This is a genomic window from Paraburkholderia sp. CHISQ3 (assembly GCF_030464945.1).
GTDB classification, from domain to species: domain Bacteria; phylum Pseudomonadota; class Gammaproteobacteria; order Burkholderiales; family Burkholderiaceae; genus Paraburkholderia; species Paraburkholderia megapolitana.
The window spans coordinates 55,544-74,793 of the sequence record NZ_JALPRG010000004.1; the positions used below are offsets into that span (position 1 = coordinate 55,544).

A 19,250-nucleotide genomic window follows, 5' to 3' on the forward strand; every position below is an offset into this window, starting at 1 on the left:
AAACGAAACGTCTCGCCGATGTTTAGCAGGTGTGCTAAACAATCTCTTTATATTCAATCGGTTAGAGTATGCGGCTGAGTGTAGACGGGTTGATTCGCACGAGTCAACCGCGTCTTCCCAAAACGCGGTGATGACTCATGCATGCGGAATATCGAGTGGTCACTTCTTGCGACACCTGCGGCGTTAGCGCAGCGATGCCGTTTCGGACGAAGGCGTCGATCCTGGCGACGCCTTCGTCCGATTTACGGAGCGGGAGGTGTCAGTTTGCGGATCTCGTTGTTGGCGATATCGGCTACGTAGAGGTTGCCGCTGGTATCCACCGCAACACCCAACGGATCGTTGAACGAGACAGCACTACCGATGCCGTTGGCGGAGCCAGACTTCGTGGACCCGGCCAGTGTAGTGACCACGCCCGCCGGTGTGACCTTGCGGATCAGGTTGTTGTTGCTATCGGCCACGTAGAGATTGCCGCTTGCGTCCGCCGATATGCCAAAGAGACCGTTGAACGAGGCGGACGAGCCCGTGCTATCGGTCGAGCCCAATGCCGGGGACCCGGCCAGTGTGGTGACCACACCCGCAGGCGTGATCTTGCGGATTTCGTTGTTGCTGACATCGGCCACGTAGACGTTGCCCGTGCCATCCACCGCTACGCCACCCGGGAAGTTGAACGAGGCGGCCGGACCGCTGCCGTCAGCCGAGCCGGCGGCTCCAGCGCCGGCTAGTGTAGTGACCACGCCCGCAGGTGTGATCTTGCGGATCTTGTTGTTGCCACTATCGGCCACGTAGACGTTGCCGCTGGCATCCACCGCCACGCCATTGGGATTGCTGAACGAGGCAGCCGCGCCGGTGCCGTCGGCCGAGCCGACCGCCCCGGAGCCGGCCAGGGTGGTGACCACGCCAGCCGCCGTAATCTTGCGGATCTCGTTGTTGTTGCTATCGGTCACGTACACGTTGCCGTTTGCGTCCACCGCTACGCCAAACGGACCGTTGAACGAGGCGGCCGCACCCGTGCCGTTTGTCGAGCCCGCCGTCGCGGAACCAGCCAGCGTGGTGACCACGCCAGCCGGCGTGATCTTGCGGATCGTGTTGTTGTTGCTGTCAGCCACGTAGACGTTGCCGATTGTGTCCGTCGCCACAGCAGCGGGGCCGTTGAACGAAGCGGCAGAGCCAGTGCCGTCGGTCGCGCCGGACGCCAGCGAACCCGCGAACGTCGAGACGGAGTACGTGGCAGGCGCACAGATCACCGCTACGTTGGTCACGTTGGCCGTCACCGAGCCGCTACCGTTGTTGACCGAGCAGTAGATTGTCGGTGACTGCGAACCTACCGTCACCACGTAGCCGGCTTTAATGTTTGCGGGAACGAGCGCCGCAAAGGTAAACGCGCCGTTGCCGGTCAGCGTCAGGCTATCCGAACCATTGTCCAGCAACGTGAGCGTCTCCCCGCCCGACAGCCCGGCAACGGTTCCGCTGACGGTGAAGCCGGGCCATGGCGACACAGGGGGTGCCGCCGAGGTTGACGTTGTTGTCGGTGGTCCTGACGATGTCGACGGGGACGTGCCGGGTGAGTTCGAACCTCCACAGGCAGCAAGGACCACGCTCAGGGCGGCGGCGGCCAGGGGACTTAGCGGGAACAATTTCATGATTGGTTTGCGCAATTAGTAGCGCGGCATGAGGCGCGTGAGCAATCACAGCAGCCGTGCAGCACCGTTATGAGAATTTCCAGAAAAGGCACCCTGCCGTCTAACCCGTCGTCAGGGTGCGGATATTTCATGTGCCCTGCACAGGGCGCAAGATCATCGGCGAATTCGAATGTCCATTGAGGTAATCGAGCACGTCGCCGAAGCTCACTGCGCCCTTGTTCTGGCGGTCGATCTCGCCGAAATGACTCGCGGCCCATCCCCAGCCGCTAGCGAGTGCACCCTGCTTCGTCATCAGATGCGTCGACGGATTGGCAGCCTTGTCGAATAGCGTCTGCAGATGACTCACGATCGTGCTCTGGGTCAGATCGGGTGTCAGCGACGGTGTACCGGGCGCGGGCGGCGGCACGCGGTCAAGGCGCTCGCCCACCCGAACGAAGCCACCCTGCAACGCTGGCGTGGCAAACGCCGGGGTCAGCAACGCAGGCACCATCATCACGGCGGCCAGCACCGAAAAATTACGCAAAGCCCTCATCATCATGGTTGATCTCCTTGCTTCAACGGGCCGCAGCTGTCTGCACAGCAGTGGTCGGGCTCGAATAAAAGGTCCGAAGCTGCGCACGCATGGGAGCACGGGACGAGTTGGTTAGATAGATCATATGACCGCCGTCGAAATCGGCAATGGTGATCCGGCCGGCGAGAGCCGGTAGCGCACCGCCGTTTTGCAGGTCCAGTTCAGTCTGGAAGAACGGGCAGACATTGTCGTGGTAGCCGTGCAGCACGAGGACTTTCAGTTTTGGATCGATCGTCATGGCTTCGACAAGGTCGGGGACACTGGTGTCCGACAAGGCACCGTTGTGATTGTGTACCCAGTAGTTCGCGCCAATGTCGGAGCCATACAGCTGGGTAGGATCGCTCGGTTGATAGCCGGTTTCGCTTTGAATGAGCGGCTTGATCGCGCCATAGAACGCGGCGTCCTCATAATTACTGATACCGTACTTTTGAGGGGACGCTGTGCTTATGCGGCCGTCGTACGCATCGAACGCGGAGTTCGAAAGCCCCGAAGACTGGACACTCGACGGATATATTGAAAGACCAATCATGCTGTAATAATTGTTATATTGCGATAAACCACTGAATTGGCTATTTTTTGTCAAAGTGGCCAATGGAATTCCGGTTATCCCTTGTAAATCGTTCAAATATTGGGCTGGCGGATTCGGATTACCTACCTGGGAAATAAACTGAGTGGTAGTGAAATTCCTCAGCGAGTTCGAATAGTCCGCTTCCGACAGATTTCCACGTGCGGAACCGAGGCCATACCAGCTGGACACCATGCCTTCGGTCGGGAATATGCCAACCGTATTCACGTTCTGATTGGTTGCATAGTTCATCACCGGCGATTGCAGGACATAGCCCGTCAGCACGACCGGCGGTTTGCCGGTCGGGTCGGTTACATAGTGACTGGTGCCCGCCTGCTCCAGAAGATTCGCCACGATCGGCGTACGGATGCCGCTATACGATTCGCCATACAGATACTTGGGCGAGCTCTGACGGTTGTAGCGGTTGATGTAGGCCGTAATGAAGTCGCGGAATACCTGCGCATCCATATTGGTGTTCCACAAATCCAGGTTGGTCAGCGGCGCGATGGCTTCGGAAAAACCGCTGCCGGGAATATCGACGTACACCAGATCGGTCTGGTCCAGCATCGACTCGGCGTTCGGGATCAGCGGATAGCTGTCCTGCGCGTAGGGACCGGGCGGCACAGCCGGCGCATTCAGGTCCAGGCGCTGCGGCGCCCACGAGCCTAGATGCAGCCATATCGAAGGCTCACCGGGGCCCCCGTTAAAAACGAACGTGATGGGCCGCTGATCGTGCGGAATATCGTCGCGCGTATAGGACATATAGAAGATCGACGCTTCGGCGCTCGCGGACCCTGTCGGCGATGTGGGCGGTGCAGCAGCGATCAGATGTCCCGCGCGCGCCTCGTACCCGAATGTCTGACCGTTCAAGGTCATGGTCAGGTGTTTTTGCGCGGGCGTTTCATTCACCGAACTCAACGGAAGGTTACCCGCCGCAACCTGGGCATTCGTGGACCCCGCAGCGCCGTTGGGACCGTTCTGATAGCTGGGGTCGCCGGTGAGCGCGTCCTGATCGTTGCCTTCGGCGTAGGCATTGGAATCCTTGACGGCGGAATCGGCGGGCCACACAAATGCCGTACTGGATGGCGTCGTACCGGTGGTATGCGTGGTCGCCGTGTTGTCGACACTTCCTCCGCAACCCGATAGAGCCAGTGCAGCGAGGGTTAACGGCACGCCCCAAGACGTGATCTTTTGCATTGTTAATGCACTCCCCTGATGATTGCTAAAAGACAATTAACGGCTTTCTGTTGTGAAGATACGGTTTTGATAAAACAGACCTTCGATATCGTGCAGGGAATCTATGAGGACGAAAAATGACGGTCAACCTCTTTCGCTCAAGGTTTGGCACATATCAGATGGAATTGAGAATTTAATGAGAATTTGCTTCTGGCTTTGATATTTATTAAAGAGGCTTTGTCACCTTGTTTGTCACCTCGTTTGGCACGCCAATTCTTTCGAATTAACTACAGTCGGTTAAAACGCCGTAACGGTTGATGCAAACATGACGCTCGATGAGCTAGCGAGTTTCCCGGACCAGCGACCCATCCGCGCGATCCGGCGACGCACGCGCTTGCGCTTACAATGTCGACTCTTTGCTCCCCACCCTCTCGAGTCCACGATGACCTATCTCGACGCCAACGAAATTGCGGGCTGGCACGCACATGTCTACTTCGACGCCGAGCGGCGCGACGCGGCATTGGTGTTAAGGGAAGCGATCGAAGCGCGGTTTGCCGACGTGCTACAGCTGGGCCGCTTTCATGAGCGCCCGGTCGGCCCTCACCCGCTGTGGTCGTATCAACTCGCGTTCGACCGTGAGCACCTGGTTGGAATTTTTGAGTGGCTCACGTTAAATCACGGCGTACTGGATGTGTTTCTCCATCCGAACACGGGCGACTCGCTGCGCGATCATCGCGACGCCGCCGTGTGGATTGGCCGTTCGTATCCGTTGAATCTTGCCGCATTGGGGCGCTGACGCATTCGTCGCACAGCGCCCCTTCGGCACGACTAGTCCAGCGAAACGCCATCGAACCGGTGGCTGCCGAGCGGCGACAGCAAAAGCCCCTTCACCCGCTTCGACTCCGGCAGCGACACGATCGAATGCGCGATCGGTGTGAACGGCACCTGCTGCTTGAAAATCTCCTGTGCCTGCCGGTATAGCGCGGTGCGTGTCGCGACGTCGGAGGTAGAACGTGCCTTCACGATCAGCGCATCGAAAGTGGGATCGCACCACTTCGACACGTTGCTGCCGTGTACCGCATCGCAGCCGAGCAATGCGCCGAGCCAGTTGTCAGGGTCGCCGTTATCGCCCGACCAGCCGTACAGGATCACGTCATGCTCGCCGCCTGCCTTCGCCCGGCGGTTGTATTCGCCCCACTCGTAGCTGACGATTTTCGCGCGCACGCCGATCTTCGCCCAGTCCTGTTGCAGCAGCTGTGCCATCAGTTGTGCGTTCGGGTTGTACGGACGCTGTACCGGCATCGCCCACAGCGTGATATCAAAACCATTCGGAAAGCCAGCCTGCGTGAGTAGTGCCTTTGCCTTCGCCGGATCGAACGGTGCGTCCTTCAATTTCTCGTTGTAGGACCATTGCGACGGCGGCATCGGATTGGTTGCAATGCTCGCGTTGCCCGCGAACACCGCGTTGAGGATAGCCGGTTTGTCGATGGACATATCGAGTGCGCGGCGCACCTCGACGCGATCGAGCGGCGGGTGCTGCGTGTTGTATCCGACGAAGCCGACGTTGAAGCCTACGCCGGAGACCAACTTCAATGCCGGATTGCGCTTCACGACTTCGACGTCGGCGGGACGCGGAAATGCTGACACCTGGCATTCGCCGCTGGCCAGCTTCTGGATTCGTGCAGCAGGGTCTGGTGTGATCGCGAAGATCAGATGCGCGAGCTTCACATCGTCGGGGCGCCAGTAGTCGGGGTTCGCATCGAAGCGAATCAGCGCGTCCTTCTGATACGAGCGAAACACGAACGGCCCCGTGCCGACCGGCAACTGGTTGATGTCCGCCTCGCGATGCGTGCGGCTCAACTGCGCCGCGTATTCGGCGGAGAGGATCGATGCGAAACTCATCGCGAGATTGCGCACGAGGATCACGTCCGGTTGCTTCAGATGAAAACGCACCGTGTAGTCGTCGACCTTCTCGATGTTGTCGATATTCTTGTCGAAACCCAGATCGCTGAAGTACGGGAAGCTGACCGGATAGGCGGTGCGGAATGGATCGTCGGCATGGAGCATGCGGTTGAACGTGAACAGCACGTCATCCGCATTGAAGTCGCGCGTCGGTTTGAACCATGCGGTCGTCTGGAACTTCACACCGTGCCGCAGATGAAACGTGTACGTGCGCTGATCGGTCGATACGTCCCAGCTTGTTGCAAGCGCGGGTTCGAGGTCGAGCGTGCCGCGGCGAAACTGCACCAGCTCGTTGTAGACCGTGTAGGTGCTGGCGTCGAAGTCCGTGCTCGTCGTGTGCTGGCCTGGGTCGAAGCCCGCGGGGCTGCCTTCGGAGCAGAACACGAGGGTCTTGCCCGGTGCCGCCTGGGCATGCGCGGCAAAAACCAGCGAGGCGGCCAGCAGGCCGGCGGCAGCGACGCAACGGGCCGTGCGCGCGAGATATCGTGAGGATGAGTGGGTCATTCGAAGGCGAAGAGTGGATTGCACAATGAGTTGCAGCCGGAGATTCTCGTAGGCTGCGCAGCGGATCGCTAACAATAAATCCGTACAACCATAGGTGCGGCGCTGCTAAGCACGATATCGTGCCACCCGCGCAACCTGCACCGACCGCCCCATCGTGCCTGAAAAAAAATGACCCGGCACGTACTCACCCGTGCCGGGTCATTCTGCTACCGCGTTGCAATCAGCCTGCTACTACTGCGCCGTCGGTGCGGTAATGCCGTCGATGTCGGGCGCCCATCCCGACGGATTCGAGAAGATCAGCGTGTTCGCCGCGCCCGCCTTGAACGCACCGCTCACAGAGAGTCTCGAGATCGTGCCCCAGCCGCCGCTCGGCGGAAACGAGACGGTGATGGGTGCTGCGCCGTTAAAGCTGATTTGCCCGGTTCGCGGTGTGGAGTCTCCGTTCGCATAGCCGATCTGAACCGTATAGTTGCCGTCCGTGGGCACGGAGATACCGGTCATCGTCAGCGTCCCGCCATTGCCGATATAGCCGACGTCCGCGCCTCCCGAGCACGCCGAACAGGACGATACCCGTGCGCCACCTGCGAGGATGCTGCTGGACGCTTCAGCTTCGTAAGCGGCCTTGAACGGCGGCAGGCGAACCGGACCGGCAACCAGTGCGACCGTGCTGATCTCGGGCGTCGGTGCCGAGCTGTCCGCGCTCGAGATCGTCAGCGAGTTCTGTCCGGTCTGCAGACCCACATACACCGTCACCGTACCGACACGCCCTTGGCTGGTCGGCGGGAACGCGAGCGTGGTCTGCGTCCCGCCGTTCGTGCTGAGTTCCGCCTTCAGCGTCTCGCGGCTGCGGTTCACATAAGCGATCTCGACGAAACCGCCCGGTGCAGTCGATGTCACGTTGTTGAACGTCACCGTACCGAGGCCCTTCACGATCGTGCCGCCATCGCAAGTCGGGCAACGCGTGGTCGTCGCACCACCGCCGACGGAACTCGGCCGGTAAGTCGTCGAGGCGACATCCGTGCCGTTGACCAGCAGCATCACGACACCGCCCGCGGGCACAACGGGTGCGGTATAGGAACTCTTGAACGAGCCAAGGTTCTGCATCGCCAGCACATCGCGCACGGTGGTCCGCGCATTCGGCACGAGGCCGAGTTGCTGCCAGGTGACTGTCATCGGCGCATCGGCGTCGCCGTTATTGAACAGCACGACAGCCCGCTGTCCGCTTCCGGCCAGCAGCTTCGACCAGACCTGTTGCGCACCCGACTGCGCGACCATCACGCCCTGCACGCCAAGCAGATCCTGGTCGATCGCGATCACTTCGGGATTCGTCATCACGTTGAGCGTGTCGGCCGAGATCGGCTTAGACAGATCGTCACCGAGAATCAGCGGTGCACCCGCGATGGCCCACAAGCTCATATGCGCCTGGTCATGCACCGCCGTCATGCCCATGCCCGCGACCATCATGTCGGGATCGTTGTAGTAGCCGGTGTGTTGTCCTTCGGGATGGTAGTTGCCGAGGAAATTGCCCACCACGCTGCCGAAGTTCGGCGCACCGCTATTCGGCCCGTAGATGTCGCCGGTCGTTCTCCACATCCGGCCGACACCTGCTGCCCAGTCCCACGGTCCTTGTTTGTAGTCCGGATAGGCGGGGTTGCTGCCGATGGTGCCCCAGTCGCAGATGCTGAACGTAATGAGCTGTCCGGTCTGGATGAAGGCGTCGTCGATCGCGTTGGCAATGGCCGTATAAGCCTGCTGCGGGTCGTAGCCCGCGTTGTTGCCGCCGCAGAAGTCGACCTTGACGAAGTCGAAGCCCCATTGCGCGAACTGCAGGAAATCGTGCTCGTAGTGCGCGAAATCGCTACCGACGAAATGCGTGCCGTTGGTACGCGTGCCGCAACCCTGCGGACCGGCATCGATATAGATGCCCGCCTTGAGACCCTTGCTGTGGATGTATTGCGCCATCGCCTGCATACCGCCCGGCCATTGCGTGTTGTCGATGATGAAGTTGCCGTTCGCATCGCGCGTGCCGGAGGTCCACCAGCCTTCGTCGATGTTCACATACTGGTATTTCGCACCGATCTTGATCTGCGTATTCAACTGGACCATACCGTCCGCTACGCCCTTGATCGTGTCGAAGTTGACGTTCTCCGCGAGGCTGTTCCAGGACGACCAGCCCATCGGCGGCGGAACCACGGCGATTTGTCGCGCGCTGCGCCGTTGCTGCATTGCGGCGGATTCGGCCGCAGGCGCGGCGCTGGCGGGAGCAGCACTCGCGTTCGCCGCGCTCTTCAGCGCGCTGGCTGCCGAACTGCTTGAACCGGAGTCGCCACCGCACCCCGACACACTCAATACCAGTCCTAATAACAACGGGACAATACACTGCCTGTAGCCAGACAAAGCCATGTCAGTCTCCTTGTTGAAATCGCGTCGCCGCGTGATGCAGGATGGGTTTCGGAGGTGACTATATTCAGCAGTGCAGCGGGTTTCCAGATTTTTCGTGCTATCCCATCAAGTGAGAGTTTTTATGAGTTGTGGATAGACGCGTTGCGGGTATACGCCCAAGTGGGCAGAGCCTGTGTCAGCAAACTGACACGTTGTCTCGACGTGTAGCACGACGAACCGGCCGCGCTCGCGCGACGGCCGGTGCAGAGATTATTTGCCGGATTGCAGCCGTCGGTCGCGCTCGCCGAGCGTTGGTGCGCTGCGTCGTGCACCACGCTCGCGGCGTCGACGATTCAGTTCGGCGAGCCGGCGTCTGCCCTGCGTGACCGAGACAACCGCATAGAACGCGACCGGCGCGAATACGAGCCCCAGCAGCGTGGCGGCCAGCACCCCGCCGAACACACCGGTACCGATCGAACGACGGCTCTCGGCGCCGCCGCCGCTCGAGATCACGAGCGGCACGACACCGAGCAGAAACGCCGCCGACGTCATCACGATCGGCCGGAAGCGCATCGCCGCGGCATCGGTGACGGCGCGCATCAGCGGGGCACCGCGGGCGTGCAGATCGCGCGCAAACTGCACGATCAGGATGGCGTTCTTCGCGGACAGGCCGATCACGGTGATCATGCCGACCTTGAAGTACACGTCGTTAGGCATGCCACGCAACAGCACTGCCGAAACCGCACCGATCACCCCAAGCGGGACCACCATCAGGACCGACAGCGGAATCGTCCAGCTTTCGTAGAGCGCGGCCAGCGCCATGAACACCGCAAGCAGCGAGAGACCGACGAGCAGCGGCGTCAACTTCGCTGCCACCGTTTCTTCACGTGCGGCATCGACCCAGTCGTAGGAAACGCCGAGCGGCAAAGACGCCGCGAGCCGTTCCATCTCGGCCATCGCCGCACCGGAGCTGTAGCCCTGCGCGGCGCGGCCGCTCACGTCCAGCGACGGATAGCCGTTATATCGGCTCAGCACGACGGGGCCGACCGTCCAGTGCACGGACGCGATCGCCGACATCGGCACCATCGCGCCCGACGAATTGATCACCGCCAGATTCATCAGGTCGTCGACGCTCATGCGCGTCGCGGCATCGCCCATCACCATCACGCGACGCATCCGGCCCGACGCGGGAAAATCGTCGACGTAGTAAGAACCGAACGTACTGCCGAGCAGGTCCGACAGTTTGTCGAACGGCACACCGAGCGCATAGGCCTTGGCGCGATCGATGTCGAGTTCGATGCGCGGCGCGTCCGGCAGATCCTCCGAGCGTATCGACGCGAGCATCGGGTCGGCTTTGGCCTGGGCGAACAACTGCGCACGCGCGGCTTTCAATGCTTCGATGCCGACCCCGCCACGATCTTCGAGCCGCAGCACGAAGCCATCCGAGTGACCGAGGCCGGGCACGGCAGGCGGCAGTTGAGCATCGATCGAACCGTCGAGAATCCTGGCGAACTGTTCGTTCAGTTTGTCGCGCAATGCCATCGCGGTGATATTGCGCTTGCTCCAGTCCTTCAGTTCGACGAAGGCCATCGCAACATTCTGGCCGCTGCCCTGAAAACTCCAGCCGATCACCGTCGTCACGTTCGCAATCGCGGACTCGCGATGCAGGATCTGTTCGACACGCTCGGCTGCGGCCAGCGTGCGCGCCTGGGTCGCGCCTGCCGGCATCTGGATCATCACCTGCATCTGCCCTTCGTCTTCAGTCGGCAGGAAGCCACCCGGCATTTGCCAGTACAGCACCGCGCAGATGCCGACCAGCACGGCATACACGCCGAGCACGGGGCCCACGCGTCGTACGGTGCGAGAGGTCAGCCAGCGGTAACCGTTCGACGCACGCTCGAAACCGGTAGCGAAACCGGTTGCACAGCGCGCGGCAAACCCGAGCGGACCACGTCGCGCATCGCGCTGCTGCGGCGTCTGCTTCGGCGCCTTCAACAGGTTGGCGCAGAGCGCCGGTGTCAACGACATCGCCATGAACGACGACACGAGCATCGAGGCGATCATCGCCACCGAGAACTGCCGGTAGATCCCACCGACACCGCCTGGGAAAAATGCCATCGGCACGAACACCGCGGTGAGCACGACGGTCACGCCGATAATCGCGCCGGTGATCTGCGACATGGCCTTGCGGGTCGCGTCGCGTGGGGAGAGTCCCTCTTCGTCCATCACGCGGTGCACGCTTTCGACGACTACGATCGCGTCATCGACCAGAATCCCGATAGCCAGCACGAGGCCGAACATCGTGAACACATTGATCGACAGGCCGAGCGCGTACATGGCGAGAAACGCGCCCATCAGCGTGACCGGAATGACCACGGTCGGCACCAGCGTATAGCGCAGGTCGCGCAGGAACAGCCACATCACGCAGAACACCAGCACCACGGCTTCGAGCAGCGTGACCACGACTTCGTGAATCGCAATCTGCACGAAATGCGCACCGTCGAACGGGATCTCGACCTTGACGCCAGGCGGCAGGCTCTTCGCGAGTTCGCCGAGCCGTGCGCGAATCGCATTCGATGTTTCGAGCGCATTGCCGCGCGGTCCGAGCTGAATGCCGACGGTGGCCGACGGGTGACCGTTCAGCCGCGAATAGAACGAATAGTCGGCGCGACCGATCTCGATGCGCGCGACGTCGCGCAAACGCACGGCGGACCCGTCGGGCTTCGCCTTCAGCACGATCTGACCGAACTCGGCGGGCGACAGGAGCTGTCCCTTCACGATCACCGATGCCGTGGTCTGCTGGCCGGCAACAAACGGTGCATCGCCGACCGTGCCCGCCGTAATCGCAGCGTTCTGCGCGGCAATTGCCGTGTTGACGTCGCCCGCGGCGATATCGTATTCGCGCAGCTTCACCGGATCGATCCAGATACGCAGTGCTTCGTCCGCATCCCACAACTGGGCCGAGCCGACGCCCGGTGCGCGCTTCAGTTCGCGCAGTACGTAGCGGCTCAGATAGTCGCTGAGTTCGACGGAATCGAGTGTGCCGTCGGTCGAGGTCAGCCCGACCAGCATCAGGAACGTATTGGCGGCCTTGAAAACGCCGATCCCCTGCTGCACGACCTGTTGCGGCAAGCGCGGCTCGACCTGCTTCAGACGGTTCTGGATATCGACCATCGCGATGTCCGGATTCGTGCCGGGCGTGAACGTCGCGTCGATTTCCAGGTTGCCGAGCGCGTCGCTGGTCGTCTCGTAGTAGAGCATGCCGTCCGCGCCGTCGAGACTTTCCTCGATCACGCTCGCGACGTTATTGTCGACGTTCTCGGTCGACGCACCCGGATAGGTGGCCGAGATGATGATCCGCGGCGGAGCGAGGCGCGGATATTGGGCAATAGGTAATTGCGGAATCGCCAGCGCACCCGCCACGATAATGGCAAGTGCAACGATCCACGCAAAGACCGGGCGGTCTATAAAAAATGATGGCACGCGCGAACCTGATCAGCTCTGGATTAGAGTAAACGCCGATGCACGGGGTATTTGCCCGACGTCGGCCAGCACGTTACCACAGCCATTTATGCGTAACCGACCCGGACTTCGTAAAATTTGAAATGCCGCTCTGATTTTGGCACACTCCGTATCCGTCCGAACCGATCCCCTTGCCGAAGCGTTTCCGGGCGCTGCGCTGCACACACGGTTTTACCTTCCGGCTTTGTCAGCTTGCCAGCATTTGTCTGCACTACCCGCTTTTCGCCCCTACCGGCAGCCCGTCGGAATGCCGGCTCCGTTTTGTCCGTCGTCTGTCCGTTTTGCCGGTCTATTTCACGGGTTATTCAAGTTCACGCGGAATTCTTTCAAAAACACAAAATCATGCTTGTAACACATTCTGGATACTCCAATACAGCCTTCAGTGCGTTAATTAGTACTGAATCGCTAGGGATAGCGACACTGGACACACTGGGGGAAATATGAAAGCGAACAGGAAGGTTTTCAGCAACGTCGTGGCGTCGTCGCTGATCGTAAGTCTGCTGGTTCTGGCCGGCTGCAACAAGACCGGCTCGACCGACGCGAGCCAGGCGGCATCGGGGGCTTCCGCGGCATCCGCAGCCGAGCCGGCCTCCGCTGCTGCAAGCGCCTATACGCCGCCAACCGCCGATCAGCTCGAACAGATGGTCGCGCCGATCGCGCTGTTCCCCGACAAGCTCGTGGCCCAGGTGCTGGCCGGCGCCACCTACCCGGACCAGGTCACCGCAGCTAACCAATGGCTTACGCAGAACCCGTCGCTGAAGGGCGACGCCCTGCAGAACGCGGCGAACCAGCAGCCCTGGGACGTCAGCGTGAAATCGCTGACGGCGTTCCCCGCGGTATTGAACCAGATGGCAAGCAACCCGCAATGGACGACCGCGCTCGGCGAAGCCTACGTGAACGATCCGAACGACGTCATGAACGCGATCCAGGTGATGCGTCAACGCGCCCAGCAGGACGGCAACCTGAAGTCGACGCCGCAACAGGCGGTTTCGTCGGTTGCACGCTCCGCGCCGCCGCCGCAAGTCTATTCGAATGACCCGGACGAGCCGGATGTGTATGCCGGGCCGGCCATCGTTCAGGCGCCGCCGCAGACCATCGTCATCGAGCCGACCCAGCCCGATGTGGTCTATGTCCCGACCTACAATCCGGCGGTCGTGTACGGCGAACCGGTGCCGGTCTACCCGGGCTATGCGTATAGCCCGCCGGTCTACTCCACCGGCGACATCGTCGCGGCAGGCGTCATCACGTTCGGCGTCGGCATTATCGTCGGCGCGGCGATCAGCCATCACTACGGATGGGGATGGCATTCGTGGGGCATGAACTGGGGTGGCGACCGCGGCGGCTATGGCGGCGGCGGAGGGTATGGTGGTGGTGGCGGCGGTGGCGGCGGTGGCGGATGGCATCGTCCGTCGGTGGTCTATAACAACACGACCTATGTCTCAAAGTCGACCACGGTCATCAATCGCGTGAACAACATCAACAACATCAACAACTCGCGCGTCACCAACAACAATTACGGCACGAACAATAACTTCGCGCGCAACAACACGACGAACAACGTTGTGAACAACAACCAGGGTCGGCCGAACTTCGGCGCCAACCCGGCGAACGTGAACCGCGCGCAGGAGCAGGCCCGGGTAGCGCAGAATCAGGCCCACTCCGGCCCGATGACGATGCCGCATTTCACGCAGAACGACATGCGTGCAGGCGCACGTCCGGCACCGGCGGAAGCGCAGCGCGCCGGCCAGCCGCCGCGTCCTGAAGGGGCTCGCGAGAACAACTTCGCCGCTGGCGCGCAACGCCCCGCAAACGGTGCCGCGGCGCCGCAGCGCAACGAGCAGCCGCGTGGCGAGGCTGGGCGCGAAGCGCAATTCAATGGTGGGCAGCGGCCGCAGGGTGAAGCTGCAATGGAGCAGCACAACGAGCAGCAACGGCAGCAGCAGGAGCAACAACAGCAACAGCAGCGGCAGGCCGAAGCGCAGCAGCGTGCAGCCGGGATGAATCAGGAGCGCACGAATCAGGCCGCAGTGGGACAGGCGCGTGAAGCACAGCGTCCTCAAGAACAGCCGCGGCCGCAGGAGCAACCACGTCCTCAGGAACAGCCGCGTCCGCAACCGCAGCAGCAACACTTTCAGCCTCAACCGCAGCAACAACAGCAGCACTTCCAGCCGCGTCCGCAGCCCCAACCGCAGCAGCAGCACTTCGAGCCGCGTCCACAACCGCAACCGCGGCCGCAACCGCAAGCGCACCCGAGCGGCGGCGGAGGTGGTGGTGGTGGTCACCACGAAGAGCAGCGACACTAGTCGCAAGTAGTGAGCGATACCGGTCGATCTGACGGTATCGCTCGATGCCAGGCTTCGAGCTACAACGCCGCGAAATGGCCGCCGTCATGGCGGCTATTTCGTATCATCCAGACCGATGTCGACGCATGACGCCGCCTGGTTGATCTTGCTCGTGGAGATGTAGTCGACACCGGTCTTCGCGATCGCACCGATGGTCGCGAGACTGATGCCACCCGATGCCTCGATCTGCACACGGCCGCCGACCATCTCGACGGCGCGCGTCATGTCCTCGATCGACATGTTGTCGAGCATGATCACGTCGACACCTGCTTCGAGTGCTTCGCCGACCTGTTCCAGGCGATCGCACTCCACCTCCAGCTTCGTCAGCACCGGCAACTGCCGGCGCGCACGCTGCACGGCCTTCGCGATGCCGCCGCACACGGCAATATGGTTGTCCTTGATCATCACACCGGTGTCGAGACCGAGCCGGTGATTCAACCCACCGCCGCACGTCACGGCATGCTTTTCGAGCATCCGCAGACCCGGCATCGTCTTGCGCGTGTCGATCAGCCGTGCCCGCGTACCGGCGATGGCTGCGACGTACTGCGCGGTCAGGTTCGCAATGCCGGACAAACGCTGCACGATGTTCAATGCCGTGCGCTCCGCGGTCAGCACGCTGCGTGCATTGCCGCGCACGTCGGCCAGCACCGTACCCGGGCCAACCTTGTCGCCGTCCTTCACGTGCACGACAACATCGAGCGTCGAGTCATAGCGCCGGAATACGCGCGCGGCGACATCGATACCGGCAACGATCAGCGGTTCGCGTGCATTCATGTAGAACGCGCCGGTCTCGTGCGCTTCGATCATCAACTGCGCGGTGAGGTCGCAGTAGCCGATGTCCTCGGTCAACCACAGGTCGATCAGGCGGTCCGTCTGGAATACGTCGTACATGGTGTCCCTACCCCTCTAGTCCGGCTTGCGCACTAACGCAAACCGAGCACATCGAACATATCGAACAGACCCGTCTGCCGATCCGCGAGAAAGCGCACCGCCTGCAGGCTACCTTGCACGTAAGCGCTGCGACTGGCGGAACGGTGCGTGATTTCGATGCGCTCGCCAGGTCCCGCGAACATCACTGTGTGATCGCCGATAATGTCGCCGCCGCGAATCGATGAGAAGCCGATCGTCGACGGATCGCGCTCGCCGGTCACACCCTCGCGCGCATAGACTGCGCACGTGTCGAGATCGCGGCCCAGTGCCTCGGCGATGATTTCGCCCATTCTCAATGCGGTGCCTGACGGCGCATCGACCTTATGGCGGTGATGCGCCTCGATGATCTCGATGTCATAGCCGGTCGAAAGCAGCTTCGCGGCGATCGACAGCAGCTTGAACGTGATGTTGATGCCGATCCCCATGTTCGGTGCCGTGACGATCGGAATATGGTGTGCTGCATCGGCGATGTCCGCCTTCTGTTCCGCGCTAAAACCGGTCGTGCCGATCACGAGACCCACGCCGAGTTCGCGGCACGCGGCCAGGTTCACCATGGTCGCTTCGGGGCGCGAGAAATCGATCAGAACCTGGGCGCCTTTCAATCCGGCGTAAGGGTCTGCCACGATCGCGATGCCGCTCTCGATGCCGAGCACCGCGCCGGCGTCCTGGCCGTGTGCGCTGGCGCCCGCAAATGCGCCGCTCAGGCGGCAGTCGTCGGCCTCGATGACTGCCTTGAGCAGCATAAGGCCCATCCGGCCCGTCGCACCGGCAATGGCGACGCGATGCGCGGCGTCAGGTTTGGTTTGTGCTCCAGTCATGAACAGCGGTCTCCTGACCAATGATGATTGTAAAAATGGACCGCGCCGCCGCGTCGATCTGCCAGCGGCGATATCCAGTGTACCGGCGTCATCGTGATGACTGCGCGGTCAGAACACGGCAGAAGAAACAGGCATCGTCGCCCTGTATGAAGATGTCGGCAAGCGAGCGAGCGCCGTAGCCATTCAGATGATTGCTGTCCACATACACCGGGTAACCCTTGTAGACGAAATGATCCTTCGTGAGGGCATGGTAGCTGTCGCCCAGATCGATCCAGTGCGCACCGGGAATCGACGCCACGGCGCGCGCGATAAGCGGGTTGCCCCGATCGCCGTCTTTCACGGGGTACCCACCGGTCGGCAAGTGCAGCCATGCGAAGAATGGCGAGTATTGAATCGAGCGGTCGATAACCGGACTGTCGTAAAAGAAATAGATCGGCGTCGTCTTCGCAATCTCGCTCAGGATGTCGACGCGAACACCCGGCGCCGCTTCCGGCGCATGCGAGAACACGTTGTAGTCGCCCGCGAACAGATTGAACGCATTGACGACGAAGATTGCCTGGTATTTCTCGTGATTAGCCTTGATGAAGGCAAGCATGTCCTGGCAGTTGCGGATACGCTCCGGCGTACGGACCACGTCGGGCGCGCGCGCCGCGAGCCCCCATTCGGCGATCTGGCACGCGCCCACTTCGTACGACGTCAACGCGAATCCTTCGCGCTTGCCCAACTGGTCCATGAACGCGCCGATCGCGGCGCCGTGCGAATCGCCGACCAACAGGATGGACGGTGGTCTCGCGGCACCGATCGCACACGTCCTGTCGACTACGTCTTTCGATTTGCCGTGAAAGCTCTTGTCGAAGCATGGGTCGATCCAGCCGCTCGTCAGGTGGGTGTTCTGGCCGTCGATCGTGACGTTAGTGAAGGTCCTGCCAAGCACCGGCGCAATGTTGTACGCGTCGACGCCGGTCATCATCAGGATCAGGGCGACGCCCGCGAGCGTCGTACTCACGAACGCCGGAAATACGACCTTGAAGCCAGGTTTCGAACGGATGAACGGCTGCTCGACAAAGTGATAAGTCGCAATCGACAGCAGAAAAATCAGCCCGAGCGCGCTCGCCATCCACGACGCGGGCAGCGCGTTCTGCCCACGCCAGAAGCGCATGATCGACAACACCGGCCAGTGCCACAGATAGAGCGAATAGGAGATGAGCCCGATCAGGACAAGCGGGCGGCTGCCAAGAACGCGATTCACGAGCGCAACGCCGCCTGCCGGGTTCCAGCAATACAGGATCAGCGCGGCGCCGACGCACGGCAGGAGCGCCTGAACGCCGGGATAGACCTTCTCGTCGAGGAACACGAAGGCCAGCGCGATCGCCAGCGCGCCCGCGGCGCTGAGCAGATTGCCCGCCAGTCTGCCCAGCGACGGCGAACGTGGCAACAGGGCGGCGAACGCGCCGATGGCCAGTTCGCCAAACCGCGGCATCGAGTAAAAGTAGGCCGTGCCCGATGAAGCAGGATCGTGAACCCAGATTTCACCGAGCACGAACCCGGTCACGGCGATCGCAAGCGGTAGCGCACGCAACCATCTTCGACATGTATTCGGCCCGAACAGGTGTGCGCCGCCCCAAAGGGCAAGCCCCAACAACGGCGGCCAGATGAAATAGAACTGCTCTTCGATAGACAGCGACCAGTAGTGCAGGAAAAAATTGGTCTGACTGTTCTGCGTAAAGTAGTTGCTCGTATGGGAATTGAACAGGAACAGCAGCACGTACTTCGCATCGGACAGTAACAGGCCGTTCAACTGGCTGGCGAGAAACGCGGTGACACCAAACACGAGAATCGACGCAGGAAAGATGCGTTTGATCCGTCGCACGTAGAAGGCTTGATACGAGAAGCTTCCGTCGAGCATTCCTGCGTGGATGATGCTCGTGATCAGGTATGCCGAGATCACGAAGAAAATGTCGACCCCCGCGAAACCGCCCGGCAGCCAGCGGGGATTGAAGTGAAAGGCCATCACGGACAGGATGGCGACGGCGCGCAGCCCGTCGATGTCGGGGCGTCGAGTCTGTTTGCTCATGATTTGACAGGCCCGGACACAAGCCGAAGATCGCTCGACTGGATTCGCTTGACACCTGCGCGACGCATAGCGTCCCAGGCCTCGGCAAGCGATCCGTTCAGATCGACAGCACGCGTGGCGTCCTCGATCACATACACATCGAACCCCTCTGCCCGCGCGTCGAGTGCGCTGTTCGCCACGCAAAAATCGGTGGCCAGACCGGTGACGAACACGCGCCGGATACCGTGTGCCTTCAGATAGACACCCAGTCCCGTCGACGTGTGCCGGTCCGCCTCCATGAAGGCGGAGTAGCTATCGACATTCTTGTGATAACCCTTGCGGATAATGAGCTGCGCCTGCGGGACATCGAGGTCCTGGCGCAACCCGGCGTCCTCGGTGCCCTGAATGCAGTGGTCGGGCCAGAGTACCTGGGTGCCGTACGAGAGATGCACGGTATCGAATGGCTTCTTGCCCGGGTGCGACGACGCAAACGACACGTGCCCGCGCGGATGCCAGTCCTGGGTCAGCACGACATTCGCGAATGCCTTGCCGATGCGGTTGATCACCGGAACGATCTGCTCGCCGTCCTTGACGGCGAGCGTTCCGCCCGACGTAAAGCAGTTCTGCGTATCCACCACGAGCAGTACGCTGTCGGCACCGGGCTCGATGCTGGCCGGCGCGCTCTGGCCGAATGCAACACGCGCAGCCGACCCAGCTGCAGCAGCTATGCCGCACAGGCTCGCGGTCTTCAGAAAAAATCGTCGATTCATTTTGTCTCCTCCGGC

12 protein-coding genes are annotated in these 19,250 nt (G+C 61.5%); 2 read left to right on the top strand and 10 right to left on the bottom strand.

Translation table 11 applies throughout. From position 1 onward, the window contains the following. Positions 1–242: 242 nt before the first annotated feature. The 3 genes from M0D65_RS10155 to M0D65_RS10165 form a co-directional block, all read right to left on the bottom strand. Positions 243–1,496, bottom strand: coding sequence for an NHL repeat-containing protein (locus M0D65_RS10155; RefSeq protein WP_266252556.1), 1,254 nt, complete (start codon positions 1,494–1,496; stop codon positions 243–245). 271 nt (positions 1,497–1,767) lie between these two features. Continuing rightward, on the bottom strand, positions 1,768–2,178 hold the full coding sequence (locus M0D65_RS10160) for a hypothetical protein (RefSeq protein WP_266252557.1): 411 nt from the start codon (positions 2,176–2,178) through the stop codon (positions 1,768–1,770). A gap of 16 nt (positions 2,179–2,194) precedes the next feature. Continuing rightward, positions 2,195–3,973 (bottom strand): peptidase, encoded by a 1,779-nt coding sequence (locus M0D65_RS10165; RefSeq protein ID WP_266252558.1) that lies wholly within the window; start codon positions 3,971–3,973, stop codon positions 2,195–2,197. A gap of 421 nt (positions 3,974–4,394) precedes the next feature. Between M0D65_RS10165 and M0D65_RS10170 the strand changes: the two genes are divergently transcribed. Further along, positions 4,395–4,748: a DOPA 4,5-dioxygenase family protein gene (locus M0D65_RS10170; RefSeq protein WP_266252559.1), complete on the top strand. Its 354-nt coding sequence runs from the start codon at positions 4,395–4,397 to the stop codon at positions 4,746–4,748. A 32-nt stretch (positions 4,749–4,780) separates the two neighbouring features. Here M0D65_RS10170 and M0D65_RS10175 read toward each other — a convergent pair whose 3' ends face one another. The 3 genes from M0D65_RS10175 to M0D65_RS10185 all read right to left on the bottom strand — a co-directional run bounded on the left by M0D65_RS10175 (position 4,781) and on the right by M0D65_RS10185 (position 12,283). Continuing rightward, positions 4,781–6,418, bottom strand: coding sequence for an ABC transporter substrate-binding protein (locus tag M0D65_RS10175; RefSeq protein ID WP_266252560.1), 1,638 nt, complete (start codon positions 6,416–6,418; stop codon positions 4,781–4,783). 231 nt (positions 6,419–6,649) lie between these two features. Next, positions 6,650–8,821: an alpha-galactosidase gene (locus M0D65_RS10180; RefSeq protein ID WP_266252561.1), complete on the bottom strand. Its 2,172-nt coding sequence runs from the start codon at positions 8,819–8,821 to the stop codon at positions 6,650–6,652. Positions 8,822–9,070: 249 nt separating this feature from the next. Continuing rightward, positions 9,071–12,283: a multidrug efflux RND transporter permease subunit gene (locus M0D65_RS10185; protein ID WP_266252562.1), complete on the bottom strand. Its 3,213-nt coding sequence runs from the start codon at positions 12,281–12,283 to the stop codon at positions 9,071–9,073. Positions 12,284–12,762: 479 nt separating this feature from the next. Here M0D65_RS10185 and M0D65_RS10190 point away from each other — a divergent pair, with 479 nt between their 5' ends. Beyond that, positions 12,763–14,625: a DUF3300 domain-containing protein gene (locus M0D65_RS10190; RefSeq protein ID WP_266252563.1), complete on the top strand. Its 1,863-nt coding sequence runs from the start codon at positions 12,763–12,765 to the stop codon at positions 14,623–14,625. A gap of 93 nt (positions 14,626–14,718) precedes the next feature. Here the strand turns inward: M0D65_RS10190 and nadC are convergent, their stop codons facing one another. From nadC to pncA, 4 genes are all read right to left on the bottom strand, one after another. Then, positions 14,719–15,555, bottom strand: a complete 837-nt coding sequence (gene nadC / locus M0D65_RS10195) for a carboxylating nicotinate-nucleotide diphosphorylase (RefSeq protein ID WP_091013092.1) — start codon at positions 15,553–15,555, stop codon at positions 14,719–14,721. 32 nt (positions 15,556–15,587) lie between these two features. Then, complete coding sequence (gene dapB, locus M0D65_RS10200) at positions 15,588–16,412, bottom strand: 4-hydroxy-tetrahydrodipicolinate reductase (RefSeq protein ID WP_266252564.1); 825 nt, start codon at positions 16,410–16,412, stop codon at positions 15,588–15,590. Positions 16,413–16,500: 88 nt separating this feature from the next. Continuing rightward, a complete protein-coding gene (locus M0D65_RS10205) occupies positions 16,501–18,486 on the bottom strand; it encodes an acyltransferase family protein (protein ID WP_266252565.1) in 1,986 nt (661 codons plus the stop codon). Continuing rightward, positions 18,483–19,235: a bifunctional nicotinamidase/pyrazinamidase gene (pncA, locus tag M0D65_RS10210; protein ID WP_266252566.1), complete on the bottom strand. Its 753-nt coding sequence runs from the start codon at positions 19,233–19,235 to the stop codon at positions 18,483–18,485. The genes M0D65_RS10205 and pncA overlap by 4 nt, the downstream gene beginning before the upstream one ends. Between the last annotated feature and the right edge of the window lie 15 nt (positions 19,236–19,250).

What these genes read in the sequence shown, in the direction of transcription:
- M0D65_RS10170 (WP_266252559.1), top strand. Translation starts at nt 4,395, where the DNA reads ATGACCTATCTCGACGCCAACGAAATTGCGGGCTGGCACGCACATGTC.
- nadC (WP_091013092.1), bottom strand. Translation starts at nt 15,555, where the DNA reads ATGTACGACGTATTCCAGACGGACCGCCTGATCGACCTGTGGTTGACC.
- M0D65_RS10205 (WP_266252565.1), bottom strand. Translation starts at nt 18,486, where the DNA reads ATGAGCAAACAGACTCGACGCCCCGACATCGACGGGCTGCGCGCCGTC.
- M0D65_RS10175 (WP_266252560.1), bottom strand. Translation starts at nt 6,418, where the DNA reads ATGACCCACTCATCCTCACGATATCTCGCGCGCACGGCCCGTTGCGTC.
- M0D65_RS10160 (WP_266252557.1), bottom strand. Translation starts at nt 2,178, where the DNA reads ATGATGATGAGGGCTTTGCGTAATTTTTCGGTGCTGGCCGCCGTGATG.
- M0D65_RS10165 (WP_266252558.1), bottom strand. Translation starts at nt 3,973, where the DNA reads ATGCAAAAGATCACGTCTTGGGGCGTGCCGTTAACCCTCGCTGCACTG.
- dapB (WP_266252564.1), bottom strand. Translation starts at nt 16,412, where the DNA reads ATGACTGGAGCACAAACCAAACCTGACGCCGCGCATCGCGTCGCCATT.
- pncA (WP_266252566.1), bottom strand. Translation starts at nt 19,235, where the DNA reads ATGAATCGACGATTTTTTCTGAAGACCGCGAGCCTGTGCGGCATAGCT.
- M0D65_RS10190 (WP_266252563.1), top strand. Translation starts at nt 12,763, where the DNA reads ATGAAAGCGAACAGGAAGGTTTTCAGCAACGTCGTGGCGTCGTCGCTG.
- M0D65_RS10180 (WP_266252561.1), bottom strand. Translation starts at nt 8,821, where the DNA reads ATGGCTTTGTCTGGCTACAGGCAGTGTATTGTCCCGTTGTTATTAGGA.